Consider the following 13511-nt stretch of genomic DNA (forward strand, 5'->3'; position numbering starts at 1 on the left):
GCATACTGCGGGATTACCCCTGAGGGTCAACCGTCGGCACAGGCCGGGATCACCCGTCGGCGGCCAGGACCAGCCCCGATGTCGGCACCCCTGTCCCCGCGGTCACCAGCACCCGCTCCGCCCCGGGTATCTGGTTCACCGACCTCCCCCGCACCTGCCTCACTCCCTCCGCGATTCCGTTCATCCCGTGCAGATACGCCTCCCCGAGCTGCCCCCCGTGTGTGTTGAGCGGCAGCCTCTCCTCGGCTACGAAGTCCGCGGCCTCCCCCTTCCCGCAGAAGCCGAACTCCTCCAGCTGCATAAGGACGAAAGGAGTGAAGTGGTCGTACAGAATCCCCACGTCGATCTCCCCCGGCCCCAGCCCCGCCGTCCGCCACAGTTGCCGAGCCACCACGGCCATCTCCGGCAGGCCGGTGAGGTCGTCCCGGTAGAAGCTCGTCATCTGCTCCTGCCCGCGGCCGGCGCCCTGGGCAGCGGCGGCTATGACGGCCGGCGGGTGGGGCAGGTCACGGGCACGGTCGACGGACGTGACGACGATCGCCTGACCGCCGTCCGTCTCCTGGCAGCAGTCCAGCAGCCGCAGCGGCTCGACGATCCAGCGCGAGGCCGCGTGGTCGGCGAGGGTGATGGGTCTGCCGTGGAAGTACGCGGCCGGGTTGGTCGCCGCGTACTTGCGGTCCATGACCGCCACATGTCCGAACGCCTCCGGCGTCAGCCCGTAGGTGTGCAGATACCGCTGCGCCGCCATCGCCACCCAGGAGGCGGGGGTGAGCAGCCCGAACGGCAACGACCAGCCGAGCGCCACGCCCTCCGCCGACGGCTCCCGGTGCTGCACTCCCGAGCCGAAGCGTCGCCCCGACCGCTCGTTGAAGGCCCGGTAGCAGACCACCACCTCCGCGATCCCCGTCGCCACGGCGAGCGCCGCCTGCTGGACGGTCGCACAGGCCGCGCCGCCGCCGTAGTGGATGCGGGAGAAAAAGGACAGCTCACCCATCCCGCACGCCTGGGCGACGGTGATCTCCGGGCTGGTGTCCATCGTGAACGTCACCATCCCGTCCACGTCCCCCGGCGTCAGCCCCGCGTCGTCCAGTGCGGCCCGCACCGCTTCCACCGCCAACCGCAGCTCGCTGCGCCCCGAGTCCTTGGAGAACTCGGTGGCCCCGACACCGACGATCGCCGCCCGCCCGGCGAGGGCGTCCCGCGTCCGCACGCTCATGCCGGGCCCTCCGGCACGGTCACCGTCACCGTCCCGGTCACGTGGTTGCCGATGCCGTTCGCGCCGGTCACCCGCACCGTCGCCGTGCCGCCGTCGACTTGCTCGACCCTTCCCGTCAACACCATGGTGTCTCCCGGGTAGTTGGGCGCCCCGAGCCGGATGGCCACCTTGCGCAGGACGGCCGTCGGTCCGAAGTGGTCGGTGATGTAGCGGCCGACCAGGCCGTTCGTCGTCAGGATGTTCATGAAGATGTCGGGGGAGCCCTTCTGCCGGGCCAGCTCCGCGTCGTGGTGCACGTCCTGGTAGTCGCGTGAGGCGATGGCGCCGGCGACGATCAGCGTGCGGGTGATCGGGACCTCCAGCGGAGGCAGTTCGTCACCGGCCTTCATGTGCCTCCCTCTCACTCCCTCACCGCACGTCATGTGTCTCCCCGTCACTCCCTCACCGCCCGTCATGTGTCCGCCCCCTGCATCTCCTCGGCCTCCCGAGAGCGCCAGACCGGGAGCACCAACTCCTCCTCGTACTCCTGGAATTCCAGCTGCACCGGCAGCCCGATCCGCACCTTGTCGTACGGCACCCCCAGCACGTTGCCGATCATTCGCACTCCCTCGGCCAGTTCGATCAGGCCGACCGCGTACGGAGGGTCGAAGGCGGGGAACGGCGGGTGGTGCATCACGACGTACGAATAGACGGTCCCCTCGCCACTCGCCTCGACCGTGTCCCAGTCCAGCCCGCCGCAGGCGTTGCAGCCGGGCAGCCAGGGGTGGCGCGGGGTGCCGCAGCCGGTGCAGCGCTGGATGAGCAGTCTGTGCTGCTCCACGCCTTCCCAGAAGCCGGCGTTGTCGCGGTTGACGACGGGGCGAGGGCGTGCGGGCTTTTGTCGCCGGTCCGGCTGTGATGGCTGCTCCCGCCCCGCCCGACGTATGGGCGCGTACTTGAGGATGCGGAAGCGGTGGGTGCCTGCGAGGTCGGGGCCGACGCGGATGTCCATGCGGGTGGTGACGAAGTACCCCGTGCCGAGCTTCGTCGTCTTCTGCTCCGAGATCGACTCGATCACCGAGTCGAAGGTGATCTCGTCCCCCGGCCGCAGTGGCCGTAGATACTCCTGCTCGCAGTCCGTGGCGACCACCGAGGTGAAGCCCGCCTCGTCGAGCAGGCCGAGCAGGTCGTCGTACGCGTGCGTGCGTCCCGTATGGCCGACGAGGCCGCTCATGGTCCATGCCTGGAGCATGGTGGGCGGTGCGATGGCGTCCGGTCCCGAGTACGCCGGGTTGGTGTCACCCATCGCCTCGCACCAGTGCCGGATCATGGGCGCGTTGACGGGATCCCCGCCCGCACGGGCCACGGCGGCGCGCCGCCCCTCGTAGGCCTTGAGCCGCGTCTCGAACTCGTCGCCCGCTTTCACGTCATGGCTCACCACCGGCTCGTAGCTCACCGTCGCCCCCTCGTCCCCATCGCCCCACGGCGCATCGCACTGACACTTCTGGTACACCGCGACCGCCGATCCGGTTCCCACCACTTCTCGGGAACGTCCACGAGGCCCGCCCTGGACACCCCCAGAAGGTTTCTGACTGTCCGTCAGATACGACACACTGTCAAGGCCGTGGAAAAACGCCTGCGCGGCGGTACCGAAGTACCGCCGCGCAGACGCGTTGCACCCACAGAGCACACCCCACACAGTCCGAGGAGGCCGGTGCCTGAGCACGGGGCACCGGCCCCCTCAGCTCACCACCAGAGCGGCGTGAAGTTGACGGACGTGTTGTCGTTGCCCTGGTTGACGGAGGTGAACGCGGAACCGTTGACCTGGGCGGTGTTGCTCTGGTTCGAGGCGCCGGAGCCGGTCGCCTGCTGCTGGGTGGTGGACGAGGTGCCGTAGTTGTCGCCGCCGACCCCACTGCCGATGAGGCCCTGAGCGGCGTTCGTGACAGCCGCGCTGGATCCGTCGTCCGCGAAGGCGCCGTTGTCCGCCGTCGCGACGCCGGCGAAGAGGGCGGCGGCCAGCGGCAGTGCGGAGACGGCCGCGATGACGCGGGCGGTACGGATGCTTGCCATGTTTGTTCCTCCAGAACAGGTGCGTCCAGGCTCCCCGCCGGACGCATTGGTGGTGCATGAAGTACTGCTCGTCCCAAGGCAGTTGGCCGACCGCCACGGAGTTCTGCACGACGTCGCGAGATCAGAGTTGCCCACCGAATCCCCGGCGAACCACCCCGGAAGCCCCTATTCGCCCTGAAGCGTGATGACAAGTCGATAAACCCCTTTCACCACTCCCAACCCCCAAGACAGGGCAGTACGGTCACGTCCGCCCCAAGCCCCACAAGAGAGGAAAGGTTCCGGCGCAGTTCCGGCCAATCCCCGCCGACCGGCGCGTCGCCCGGCGAGTCGCACCCTCCCCCTCTTTCTTTTTTCGAACATGCGTACGAACATAGAGGCATGGCCACCACCGACCGGCAGGCCACGACGCTGGCCCTCGCACACGCCCTGTCAGCCGCCGAGCGCGGACTGGCCGTCATCCCCCTGTCCCGGACGAAGCTCCCGGCCCTGCGCTCCCCGCACCGCGACGACCCCGACCCCGCGCCCTGCCACGGCGAGTGCGGCCGCTTCGGTCACGGGGTCTACGACGCCTCCACCGACCCCGCCCGCATCCGCGAACTCTTCGCCGCCGCCCCCTGGGCCACGGGCTACGGCATCGCCTGCGGCCTGCCCCCGCACCATCTGATCGGCATCGACCTCGACACCAAATCCGGTACGGACTCCTCCGCCGCCCTGCGCGAACTGGCACTGCGCCACCTGTTCACCATTCCGCCCACGGTGGTCGTCCTGACCCCGAGCGGCGGCCGCCACCTCTGGCTGACCGGCCCGGCCGAAGTCGTCGTCCCCAACTCGGCGGGCCGCCTCGCACCCGGCATCGACATCCGGGGCGCCGGCGGCTACCTCGTCGGCCCCGGCTCCCGCACCGACCACGGCACCTACAGCACCGCTCCCGGCACCTCCCACATAACCCCCGCGCCCTGCCCGCGCGCCCTCCTGCGCCTTCTGCTCCCCCCGCCCCGTACGCACCACTTCACGCCCCCGTCGGCCGACGGCCACGGCCAGGGGCTCGTCCAGTTCGTGCTCGCCGCCCACGAGGGCCAGCGCAACACCCGCCTGTTCTGGGCGGCCTGCCGGGCCTACGAGGACGGCATCGGCCCCGCCCTCGTCGACCCGCTTGTCGAGGCGGCGCTCAACACCGGCCTGACCGAACGCGAGGCCCGCGCGACGATCGCGTCGGCGGCGCGGATGACGGGGCACCGGCCCTGACGGGCGCAGCCGCCCGACCGAGGCCTTGAAAATGCACGGGAGCTCGATGCACCACCGCCCTAGAGTGCCGACCATGTCGCTGACCCGTGTCGTCCTCACGTCCGGCCGTTCGCTCGACCTCTCCGAGCTGCGCCTCTCCTCGACGTACGGCGGAATGCTGGAGGGGTACCCGTGCAAGCTGGTCAACGACATGAAGATCAAGGGCCTCGTCCACGCCGCGGAACGCGCCGGCCCTTCCGTGCCGGTCCACCTCGTGCCGCCGCCGCGCGAGTATCCCGACCAGTACGCGGGCGCGTTCGGACCGGTCGAGGTGCTGCCCCCCGTGGCCTGCGTCGGCGCCTTCCACTCCACGGCCCTCGACCCCGACCACGACCCGGTCCTCCACCGCTCCGCCCTCACGATCATCTGGTTCCAGCCGACCACGCACGTGCCGTACGGCTGCGATGCGGAGGATGCGCTGCGGGAGGTGGACTGGGAGGGGCTGGCGCGGGACTACGAGCTCTAGCGCTCGGCGATCCCGCGCGTGCTCCGGCCCCTCCTGCCCCACGGCCCCGAAGGCAGCGCTCTGCAGCGCTCCCGGAGTAGCCGAGGGGTGGGGAAATCGGCTTGCCCCGCGGGGGAGCTCCTGTGCCAAGGTCGGCCGATCAGCGTTTCCCGACGTGAGCTGCTGCGCCGGCAGTTCGATCTGACCTGGGCGTTGTTCGAGTACCACCTCGACCGGCTGCGGCCCGAGGACTTCCTGTGGGAACCGGGGCCGTACTGCTGGACGGTGCGCCGGGCCGCTGACGGCACCTGGGTGCCGGACTGGGCGGAGACCGAGCCCGACCCCGTCCCGGTGCCGACGATCGCCTGGGTCAGCTGGCACATCGGCTGGTGGTGGAGCGTGGCCACGGACCATCTGGGGGGACGCGCACCCCGGGAGCGGACCGACGTCACGTGGCCCGGCGACGGCCCGGCAACCGTCGCCTGGCTGCGCGACCTGCGCACGGACTGGCTGGCGGCCCTGGAGGGGCTCGACGACACGGGCCTGGACGCCACGGCGCCGTTCCCGTGGCCGAACGACCCGCAGTACACCGTCGCCCACATGATCGGCTGGGTGAACGCCGAGCTGATGAAGAACGCCGCGGAGATCGGACAGTTGAGGCTGTTGCGTACGAGCCAGGATGGCGTCTGACCTGGACTTTCACTGCGCGCCGCCACGAGATGTCCAACTCGGCCCGCACCCCCAGAATGGGCATTACCGGGTGTTTGGTGCGCCGGATCGGATCGGAGACGCCATGACGGACCTCAAGTTTGAGCAGAAGCGCTCCCTGTCCCGCCTGGAGGCGGCTGATCAGCTCGCGGCGCTCGCGGCCGCCTTGCGGCAGGGCGGGGACGCCGAACTCGAAATCGACCCCTGGAAGTTGAGTCTGCGGATCCCCGCCGACCTTCACAGTGAGATCGAGTTCGAGGTCGAGGATGGGGAGATCGAACTCGAGATTGAGCTCAAGTGGCCGATCACATCGGCCGACCGGACCACGTCATCGCCTGCGGCTGGAGACGATCGGACCGCCACTCAGCGGACGACTGCGAAACGGGCCACTGCGAAGCGAACCACCGCTGCCGCGAAGAGGGCCGCGGCGAAGAAGGCCTGACCGCGTCGGCACCGCGATTCGCAGCGCGCCACGCCGGCAGCGCGGCACACCAGGGGCCAACGCTCACAGCGCGCCTTCGGCGCGGGGCGCTCGGACCGTCATCGCCCCCGCCGATAGGCCAGGACGATCCCGACCGTAGCCAGCACCACGACAACAACGACAAACCAAGTGGGCATTGAGTCGAGCCCCTTGTAGGCGATCGAGTCGGTCGTGGGCATCGGACCTCCTTGGCCGGCAGCAATCTCCGATTACCCGTGGTCAAGATCGGGGCACTCTGCCCCGGAGCCATCCCCTGCGACGTGCACGCATCACGCAACAGAACGGCCCCTGACCGTTTCGCCTGGTCAGGGGCCGTCTCGTTCATCGTGCCCGCTCAACCACCAGTCACAGCGGGAACGATCACTGCGGCGACAGCAGACAGCAGACCCCCCACAGCGAGAGCGCCGTTGAACTTCTCCTTGGCCGTTGGGAACACAGAGCGGCTGACGTTCCCAACCTTGCTGCGCAGGACGATCATCTTGATTTTCTGCCACCTGTGCTGACGCTTCGAACAGCCCATCAACACGCCATAGGCGTTGTTACGGCAGTAGGTCTGCCCGTCTCGGTTGACCGCACCGCACCAGACCGGCACCTGGAAGGCGGCATAGGCCGAGACGCCGACTGACAGAGCCACGATCACCGACAGCGCCCATTGCTGGCTCCAAGCGACGACCAAGGCAGCAGCCACCATGTATCCCCAGTACAGACGCACTACTTTCCCCATGGGCACGCAGAGTATCGACGCATATGCGTAACGCATAGACGCGAAATGGACACGCGCATTACACGGCGCCGGGGTGCCGCAAGAGGCCGTTCCCGAGGCGGATACGAACCTGCAGGCGCCTCCCTGGACGCAACGCGCCGAGGCAGCGAGCCAGGCGTACGACGACTCGCCCAGGAACTGCCCCTCGTGGGGGCGACCGCAGACCTCCTCATAGGCGAAGTGCGTACCTGGTACTTCAAGCCTTGGATATGGGTGGATCTCACGGCACCAAGCCTTGGCGAAGGGCGAATGCGCCCCCTGCGTGCTCGAACGTGCGGGAAACCGCGAGGAACCACGGCCGCGAACGGGCAGCGCTCAACGGAAAGGCCCCCGACCATCTTGCCTGGTCAGGGGCCGTTCACTTGCGCGGTGGGTGTGGGATTTGAACCCACGGTGACATCGCTGCCACGACGGTTTTCAAGACCTTTCGGCGGCCGGGCGGGATCTCCGCTCCCCCGCAGGTCAGGCCAGCGAAACCGCGCCGCCGCAGTCGCAGCCATGCTTGTCGTGCCCTCTACGTGCCCCAGGCGCACGATGGTGCCCGCTCAACCACCAGTCACAGCGGGAACGATCACTGCGGCCACAGCCGACAGCAGGCCTCCCACAGCGAGAGCACCATTGAACTTCTCTTTGGCCGTTGGGAACACGGAGCGACTCACGTTCCCGACCTTGCTGCGCAGAACGATCATCTTGATCTTCTGCCACCTATGCTGACGCTTCGAGCACCCCATCAACACGCCATAGGCGTTGTTACGGCAGTAGGTCTGCCCGTCTCGGTTAACCGCTCCACACCAGACCGGCACCTGGAAGGCCGCATAGGCCGAGACTCCGACCGACAGAGCCACGATCACCGGGAATGCCCATTGCTGGCTCCAGGCAACGACCAAGGCAGCAGCCACCATGTATCCCCAGTACAGACCCACTACTTTCCCCATGGACACGCAGGGTATCGACGCATATGCACAGCGCATAGACGTGAATTGGACACTGCGGCACAGCGCAACGCCCCTGACCGTCCTTCTGGCCAGGGGCGTAACAAGTGCGGGGCGTCTCAGAGCGGCTTATGGACTTAGGAAGAGCCGATCCCTTCTTGCCCTCCGAGCCATGCATCGGCCGCTTCCGCCACCTGGTCATCTCGACCGGCGACCGGCCGGGCGTAGTGCCGGGTGGTGACGCTCGCGTTCGAGTGGCCGAGCCGGTGAGCGGCGGTCATCACGCCGTACCGGTCGGCGACCCATGTCCCGTGCGAGGCACGGAGATCATGCGGAGTCACGTCGGTCAGCCCGGCCGCCGACACAGCGGGGTCGAAGTACGCCTTGCGCCACTGGTTGTAGCGCAGCGGCTTGCCGCCAGGCGTCGTGAACAGGAGCGCGTCATCCCCGCCAGGCAGGCTCTCGATGTGCCGGCCGAGCCGCTTGGCGAGCGACGGGCCGACGCGAAGGAGCCGCTTCTGATGCGACTTCGGGGTGTCGAAGACTAGGGCGCCGTTAGCTTCGGCCAGGTTCTCGTCGACCAGGACGAAGCCGCCGGATACGTCGATGTCCACGCGCCGAAGGGCGAAGGCCTCACCGACCCGAAGGCCCGCGTAGGCGAGAAGCGCGATCAGCAGGTCATGCGGCTGGGCGGCACTCTGAACGATCCGGGACGCCTCCAGCGGGGTGAGGATGTGCGGCTCCGTCTGAGGCATCCTCGGCAGCTTCACACCCCGGCACGGCGTCTGCGGGATCATGTCGTTGTCGACTGCCGCCCGCATGATCTGCGACAGGACCCGGTACGCCTGACGGATACGCGAAGCGCTGAGACCCTTCGTCTTCATGCCGCCGACCCACTCAGCGATCGTGATCGGCCGGAGGCTCGACAACTCGCGCTCCCCCAACGCCGGATTGATGAGCGAGTTGATCAGGGACCGGTACGACGCCTGGGTCTTGTGCTTGAGCTGCGGGGACACGGCAGCAAGCCAGCGAGCCGCCCAGTCCCCTACGGTCGTGTGTCCCTCAGCAGGGTCGAGCCAGCGCCCATCTTCGATCTCGATGCGCTTCTTCGAGAGCCATCGGTCAGCGTCCGTCGAGGTGGCGAACGTCCTGTCCGCAGGCCGGAGCACGCCGTCAGGCCCCGGGTAGCGAGCTTGAAAGCGGCCGGACGGGAGCTTGCGGACACGGCCGAAGTTCCGGCGGGACTTGCGCTTGCCCGGCATCAGGCAGCCCTCCTCAGACCCGTCGGCCGCAGCACGATCGGCTGCACCGTGTTGGCGGTCACGTATGCCTCGACCGCGCTCTCAGGGATGCGGACGTGGCGACCGACCTTCACGAATGTGATGCGGCGTTCCTCGATGAGGCGACGCGCGAACCGCACGCCCGTGCCCAGGTGTTCGGCGACTTCCTGCACGTTGAGGAGTCGGTCCATGGTCACCAGCCCTCCCCTTCGTTGCGCAGATCTGCGACCGCCTCGCGTGCTGTTTCGCGGTTGAGCTGGATGTCGCGCTGAATGTTGGCGGCGAGCCAGGATTCCCCGGGTGTGTAGCCGTGTCCGGCGTAGCTCCAGTGAGCGAGAGTCAGGGTGGTCGCCTCCGTGTCGTCGGGGTCGGGCAGGCCGAGGGCCTCGCGTTGCTGGGCAGCGCGGTAGTCGGCGCGGACCTGGCGCAGGGCGCCGAGGGTGGTGGAGTACCGACGGGACTTGGTCGAAAAGTGGCCGCGAAAGCCGAGCATGTGCGCCCAGTCGCGCAGCTTGCGGTCCGGGTAGAGCGGGTGCAGGTCGAGGCAGGCCTCGATGAGCCGACGCGGGTGGTCGGGGACGCCCAGCAGGACGAGGGCCTCTTTGTTGCCGATGCGGCGGTCAACGGTGCCAGTCGTTTCGGCCGCCTTGGTCGCGTACTTGGCGACGTAGGAGGCCACGGCCAGTTCGGTGATCTCCTCGCCCTGGCCGAAGGCGCCGATCGGCTGAACGTCGAGCTGGGTGCCCCAACGCAGCGTGCGGGCGGGTTGGTCACCGGCCGGGGGCACGTCAACGACGACACGAGCGGCAGCGGCGCAGATGGCGTCCGTGAGGAGATCAAGCGTGGCCCAGGCCGGGGGCGGGGAGTCGGGCCCATCGGGACCGTCGAAGCGGATCACGGCGTGGAAGTGCACGGCCCCGCGCTTCTGGTACTCGGCGACCTTGCCGAAAGAGACCCGGGACTGTTCGCGGGCGGCCTTCTGTGTGAGGCCAGCCCTTCGGGCGATCTCCCGGCGGAGGTAGATCGTGAAGTAGCGCCACAGCTCCGAGGCGTGGTTGTTCCACAGCACCGCGCCCGCGTAGTCGTAGCCCTCGGGGTCGAGCGGGGTGCCGAGTTCGGGGGCGTCCTCGGCGTGCCGTCGGCCACAGCGACAGGCCCGGTTGCCGGGGCGGTTGTGGACCGGGCCGAAGGAGGGAGCGGTGAGGGTGGCGAAGACACGGGGGTGATCGCGGAGGGTGTGCGGGGTGCCCTTGTCAGGGTCGCCAGTGAGTCCAGCGCGGATGAGGTGGTAGGTGTCCCCGGCGTACGTCCAGGCGCAGGCCGGGCACCGGGAGGCACGCCGGTTGCCACAGGCGATGCGAAGCATGCCACCGGGCTCATGGTCGGTGGTGTAGGCGTGGAGGACGGTCTTCGTGGCGGGGTCGATCGTCTTCGTGCCTCCGATCAGGCGGATCGGGTCGGCGCAGCCGCCCGTACGGCGGATCTGGTCTTGCCAGCGGTCGAAGTCGGCCGATGCGGCCACCCTCAGCACGTCGGTGAGGGTGGCCGCATCCAGGCCCGCCATGGTGGCGGCGTCGGTCACGCGATCACTTCCCCACTCGGACCAGCGAGGCGGGAAGGGCGCGACCGGTTCCCTGGCAGACGTGGCAGACGATGTGCAGGAGCACGCGGGAGCCGTCCGGGTGGCGGGAGCCGGTGGTGATGACGACGACCGGGAAGTCGTCGCAGTTACGGCAGACCGGACGGTTCGAGGCGTGGACGGGCATGATGAAGGTCTCCCTTTCGGGTCTGTTGGATCTGGAAGGGGTGCAGGCGTCCGGGGCGGCGGATCTTTGGCGAGAGAGCCGCCCCGGGGGCCGTTACTTGCTGAGCGAGCGCGAAGGGCGTTTGCGTTTGGACGTGCGGCTGATCGTGTAGCTGATCCCGCAGGTGGCCGATAGCACGGAGACGATCGACGCAGCCACGGCCTGAGCGACGAATGCGATCACCAGCAGCACCACGACGGAACCAGTGATGATCAGCAGGGTGAGGACGATCGGGCCGGTGTAGGAGCGCGGGGCCTCCTGGACGATCACGACCTGGCGCACATCGGTGCCGGGCGGGATCTGCCGGTACAGGTCGGCGGGGATGTGCCCTGCGCGGAGCTGTTCGTCGGGCAGGCGCATGGGATCTCTCCTTGACCGTCAGGCGGTGCAGCGGTGGGTGCGGGCGGCGAGTTCGGCGGCCGAGCGGTCGTTGTGCTCGGTGGAGAAGCCGCACTTGGGGGCGGTGCAGGCGGCGGTGTGCTTGGTCTGGCCACGGCCGTTGTTGTAGGTGCCGACGCGGACGGGACCGATGCGGATCACGTCATAGAAGCGGTTCGGGCGCACGGTGGAACCTCCTTGGTGGTCAGGCGAGTTGGGCGGCGATTGCTCCGGCGAGGTCTTCCGGGATGCCGAGGCGGGCGCGCAGGGTGGCGGTGTCGATGTCCGTACCGGTGCGGGTGCGGTGCTCGGTGGCGACCTTGCGTGCGTGGTCGATCAGCGCCGGAGGCACCGCCGGGGCGAATGCTTCGGGCAGAGCTGGTGCGGGTTCGGGGGCGGTGATCGGATCGCGCTCGGGGGTCGGATCGGGGTCTGGTGCCTGTGCCGGCGGAACCGGCACCCGGTCCCCGACTGGAGTCGGCGAGTGGGCGAGCAGGGTTCCCCCGAGGAACGCGAGCGCGGGCCATCCGGCGACGAGGATGCGCAGCCAGGCCGGGACGTGGTCCAGGTCGAGGAGTCCGGCGGTGGCGATGTTGGCGCCGAGCGACGCGACCAGGGCGACAAGGAACCAGAACCAGGCCATCCGAGACCGCTCCGTACGGAGTCGGCGCCACACGGCGACCAGGAGCAGGTCGACCGAGACCGGGTAGGCCCAGGCCTTCCAGCCGGTCTGTCCGGCGGCCTCTGCCAGGTCATGCAGGTGGGCGAAGGACAACGCACCAGCAATCACGGCCTGAACGAGCACGGCGTCAATGCGGAGCGGGCGAGACATGTGCTCACCTCCTACGGGGCCGTCAGCGATGCAGCGGGCTTCGGCACGGTCCGGGCAGTCGGCCGGAACGGGACCAGGAACGGCAACTCCGGGGTCAGGTGAGCGAACTCGCGGCAGACAGCGGCCGCCTGATCCGGGGTGATCTCGGGGGTGCGGATGCGCGACCAGTAGCCGGAGGCGTCACCGGCAACCGCCACACCGGGGCGGTCCGCGCGGATCCCTGTCACGGAGACCACGGCGTCCGGGGCGATATCGCCGAGGCCCATCTCCGCCGTCTGCTTGTCATTGACGCGGTGCACCACACGGCCGGTGAGCTGGGCACGCAGGGCGGTCGCGCCCTTGCCCAGGTCGGAGCCGAAACGCTGCCCGCACGCCTCCAGGTAGATGCCGACCGCACGGGCCATCTGACCGAGCCGGACCAGCTGCATGACCGTGTGATCGCGGGCGGGTTCGTCCTTCTTGGACATCACCAGGAACAACTCCGCCACCTCGTCGATCAGTACGACGAGCGGCACCGGCCGCAGCTCTTCGGGCAGCTCCCATAGGTCCGAGACGCCGTACAGCGCGAGCAGGTCGAAGCGGTCTTCCATCTCCGTGACCAACGCGTCGATCAACTGCCCGGCGCTGTCCCGGTCGGTGGCCAGGGCCGACAGGCGGGGCGCGTACCGGCTCTGCTCGACACCGCGCTTGCAGTCGATCCCGACGAGGCCCACCGGCAGCTTCGCGAGCCCCTTGATCAGGTTGCGCTGGTACATGGACTTGCCGGACTGGTTGGCGCCCAGCGTCAGGGCGTGGGGCACCTTGCGGTAGTCCCGCTCGAAGACCGTGCCGTCCTCGCGCAGCGCGACCGGGACGATCAGGTCACGCGGTGTGGCCTTGCGCGGCATCTTGACCCGGGCGAGCACGTCGTAGCCGGTCATGCGCAGCTCGACATAGCCGGGCTTGGTCTCCATCACGGACACCGAATGCACCCCGAAGGCGTGCCGGAGGCGTTCGGCGGAAGCGGCGATGTCGGCGGGCTCCAGACCGGCCGGGAGCCGGAGCGTCACCCGGAGTCCGGTCGAGGTCGGGCGGACCCGGCGGACCTTCGGCGGAACCGGCCGGACCTCGCGACGGGCAACGTTGCGGGTCATGAAGGCGCGGAAGCCGGACGGCTGCACCGTCAACCCGCACACGTCCATGGTGGACGGGTAGGTCCAGGTGAACCGGCCCCAGGTGACCGGCAGGCCGATCGCCGACCAGTACACGCGCGGCGCACGGTACTTGGCGTACCTGAGCCCACCGGCACCAGCGGCAGCACCGCCGAGCTCGAACCAGGTCGCGATGTCGGCCATG

General features: G+C 69.0%; 18 protein-coding genes. 4 read left to right on the plus strand and 14 right to left on the minus strand.

The features are described from left to right. Nucleotides 1–49 precede the first annotated feature (49 nt). The 4 genes from AB5J55_RS20555 to AB5J55_RS20570 form a co-directional block, all read right to left on the minus strand. Entirely contained in the window at nucleotides 50–1216 is a 1167-nt protein-coding gene (locus AB5J55_RS20555) for a lipid-transfer protein (RefSeq protein WP_369272081.1), read from the minus strand. Further along, nucleotides 1213–1605 carry a MaoC family dehydratase gene (locus tag AB5J55_RS20560; protein ID WP_369272082.1) on the minus strand — a complete coding sequence of 131 codons (393 nt, stop codon included), beginning with the start codon at nucleotides 1603–1605 and terminating at the stop codon, nucleotides 1213–1215. Before AB5J55_RS20560 ends, AB5J55_RS20555 begins: the two co-directional genes overlap by 4 nt. Nucleotides 1606–1667: 62 nt before the next feature. Beyond that, a complete protein-coding gene (locus AB5J55_RS20565; RefSeq protein ID WP_369272083.1) occupies nucleotides 1668–2651 on the minus strand; it encodes a bifunctional MaoC family dehydratase N-terminal/OB-fold nucleic acid binding domain-containing protein in 984 nt (327 codons plus the stop codon). Nucleotides 2652–2941: 290 nt separating this feature from the next. Continuing rightward, the gene (locus tag AB5J55_RS20570) at nucleotides 2942–3268 is read right to left on the minus strand and encodes a hypothetical protein (protein WP_369272084.1); all 327 of its coding nucleotides are present in this window, start codon (nucleotides 3266–3268) and stop codon (nucleotides 2942–2944) included. Between the two features lie 378 nt (nucleotides 3269–3646). Here AB5J55_RS20570 and AB5J55_RS20575 point away from each other — a divergent pair, with 378 nt between their 5' ends. From AB5J55_RS20575 to AB5J55_RS20590, 4 genes are all read left to right on the plus strand, one after another. Continuing rightward, on the plus strand, nucleotides 3647–4513 hold the full coding sequence (locus AB5J55_RS20575; RefSeq protein WP_369272085.1) for a bifunctional DNA primase/polymerase: 867 nt from the start codon (nucleotides 3647–3649) through the stop codon (nucleotides 4511–4513). Between the two features lie 73 nt (nucleotides 4514–4586). Then, entirely contained in the window at nucleotides 4587–5018 is a 432-nt protein-coding gene (locus tag AB5J55_RS20580; RefSeq protein WP_369272086.1) for a hypothetical protein, read from the plus strand. 138 nt (nucleotides 5019–5156) lie between these two features. After that, the gene (locus AB5J55_RS20585; protein ID WP_369276247.1) at nucleotides 5157–5687 is read left to right on the plus strand and encodes a DinB family protein; all 531 of its coding nucleotides are present in this window, start codon (nucleotides 5157–5159) and stop codon (nucleotides 5685–5687) included. A 103-nt stretch (nucleotides 5688–5790) separates the two neighbouring features. Continuing rightward, the gene (locus AB5J55_RS20590) at nucleotides 5791–6147 is read left to right on the plus strand and encodes an amphi-Trp domain-containing protein (protein WP_369272087.1); all 357 of its coding nucleotides are present in this window, start codon (nucleotides 5791–5793) and stop codon (nucleotides 6145–6147) included. A gap of 373 nt (nucleotides 6148–6520) precedes the next feature. Here the strand turns inward: AB5J55_RS20590 and AB5J55_RS20595 are convergent, their stop codons facing one another. The 10 genes from AB5J55_RS20595 to AB5J55_RS20640 form a co-directional block, all read right to left on the minus strand. Then, complete coding sequence (locus AB5J55_RS20595) at nucleotides 6521–6910, minus strand: hypothetical protein (protein ID WP_369272088.1); 390 nt, start codon at nucleotides 6908–6910, stop codon at nucleotides 6521–6523. Nucleotides 6911–7494: 584 nt separating this feature from the next. Next, complete coding sequence (locus AB5J55_RS20600; protein WP_369272089.1) at nucleotides 7495–7884, minus strand: hypothetical protein; 390 nt, start codon at nucleotides 7882–7884, stop codon at nucleotides 7495–7497. A gap of 134 nt (nucleotides 7885–8018) precedes the next feature. Next, nucleotides 8019–9143 carry a tyrosine-type recombinase/integrase gene (locus AB5J55_RS20605; protein WP_369272090.1) on the minus strand — a complete coding sequence of 375 codons (1125 nt, stop codon included), beginning with the start codon at nucleotides 9141–9143 and terminating at the stop codon, nucleotides 8019–8021. Further along, complete coding sequence (locus tag AB5J55_RS20610) at nucleotides 9143–9352, minus strand: excisionase family DNA-binding protein (RefSeq protein WP_369276248.1); 210 nt, start codon at nucleotides 9350–9352, stop codon at nucleotides 9143–9145. The genes AB5J55_RS20605 and AB5J55_RS20610 overlap by 1 nt, the downstream gene beginning before the upstream one ends. A gap of 2 nt (nucleotides 9353–9354) precedes the next feature. Beyond that, nucleotides 9355–10743: a replication initiator protein RepSA gene (gene repSA, locus AB5J55_RS20615; RefSeq protein WP_369272091.1), complete on the minus strand. Its 1389-nt coding sequence runs from the start codon at nucleotides 10741–10743 to the stop codon at nucleotides 9355–9357. 4 nt (nucleotides 10744–10747) lie between these two features. Next, nucleotides 10748–10927 carry a hypothetical protein gene (locus AB5J55_RS20620; protein ID WP_369272092.1) on the minus strand — a complete coding sequence of 60 codons (180 nt, stop codon included), beginning with the start codon at nucleotides 10925–10927 and terminating at the stop codon, nucleotides 10748–10750. Nucleotides 10928–11020: 93 nt separating this feature from the next. Further along, a complete protein-coding gene (locus tag AB5J55_RS20625) occupies nucleotides 11021–11326 on the minus strand; it encodes a hypothetical protein (protein WP_369272093.1) in 306 nt (101 codons plus the stop codon). Nucleotides 11327–11344: 18 nt separating this feature from the next. Next, nucleotides 11345–11530, minus strand: a complete 186-nt coding sequence (locus AB5J55_RS20630) for a mobile element transfer protein (RefSeq protein ID WP_330355111.1) — start codon at nucleotides 11528–11530, stop codon at nucleotides 11345–11347. 19 nt (nucleotides 11531–11549) lie between these two features. Next, nucleotides 11550–12176: a DUF2637 domain-containing protein gene (locus AB5J55_RS20635; RefSeq protein WP_369272094.1), complete on the minus strand. Its 627-nt coding sequence runs from the start codon at nucleotides 12174–12176 to the stop codon at nucleotides 11550–11552. An 11-nt stretch (nucleotides 12177–12187) separates the two neighbouring features. Beyond that, the gene (locus AB5J55_RS20640; protein WP_369272095.1) at nucleotides 12188–13510 is read right to left on the minus strand and encodes an FtsK/SpoIIIE domain-containing protein; all 1323 of its coding nucleotides are present in this window, start codon (nucleotides 13508–13510) and stop codon (nucleotides 12188–12190) included. Nucleotide 13511 lies beyond the last annotated feature (1 nt).

It is taken from the genome of Streptomyces sp. R11, assembly GCF_041051905.1.
Lineage (GTDB): Bacteria > Actinomycetota > Actinomycetes > Streptomycetales > Streptomycetaceae > Streptomyces.

Coding starts and splice junctions, on each gene's coding strand:
- AB5J55_RS20555 (WP_369272081.1), bottom strand. CDS start 1,216: ATGAGCGTGCGGACGCGGGACGCCCTCGCCGGGCGGGCGGCGATCGTC.
- AB5J55_RS20560 (WP_369272082.1), bottom strand. CDS start 1,605: ATGAAGGCCGGTGACGAACTGCCTCCGCTGGAGGTCCCGATCACCCGC.
- AB5J55_RS20570 (WP_369272084.1), bottom strand. CDS start 3,268: ATGGCAAGCATCCGTACCGCCCGCGTCATCGCGGCCGTCTCCGCACTG.
- AB5J55_RS20575 (WP_369272085.1), top strand. CDS start 3,647: ATGGCCACCACCGACCGGCAGGCCACGACGCTGGCCCTCGCACACGCC.
- AB5J55_RS20580 (WP_369272086.1), top strand. CDS start 4,587: ATGTCGCTGACCCGTGTCGTCCTCACGTCCGGCCGTTCGCTCGACCTC.
- AB5J55_RS20590 (WP_369272087.1), top strand. CDS start 5,791: ATGACGGACCTCAAGTTTGAGCAGAAGCGCTCCCTGTCCCGCCTGGAG.
- AB5J55_RS20595 (WP_369272088.1), bottom strand. CDS start 6,910: ATGGGGAAAGTAGTGCGTCTGTACTGGGGATACATGGTGGCTGCTGCC.
- AB5J55_RS20600 (WP_369272089.1), bottom strand. CDS start 7,884: ATGGGGAAAGTAGTGGGTCTGTACTGGGGATACATGGTGGCTGCTGCC.
- AB5J55_RS20605 (WP_369272090.1), bottom strand. CDS start 9,143: ATGCCGGGCAAGCGCAAGTCCCGCCGGAACTTCGGCCGTGTCCGCAAG.
- AB5J55_RS20610 (WP_369276248.1), bottom strand. CDS start 9,352: ATGGACCGACTCCTCAACGTGCAGGAAGTCGCCGAACACCTGGGCACG.
- AB5J55_RS20620 (WP_369272092.1), bottom strand. CDS start 10,927: ATGCCCGTCCACGCCTCGAACCGTCCGGTCTGCCGTAACTGCGACGAC.
- AB5J55_RS20625 (WP_369272093.1), bottom strand. CDS start 11,326: ATGCGCCTGCCCGACGAACAGCTCCGCGCAGGGCACATCCCCGCCGAC.
- AB5J55_RS20635 (WP_369272094.1), bottom strand. CDS start 12,176: ATGTCTCGCCCGCTCCGCATTGACGCCGTGCTCGTTCAGGCCGTGATT.
- AB5J55_RS20640 (WP_369272095.1), bottom strand. CDS start 13,510: ATGGCCGACATCGCGACCTGGTTCGAGCTCGGCGGTGCTGCCGCTGGT.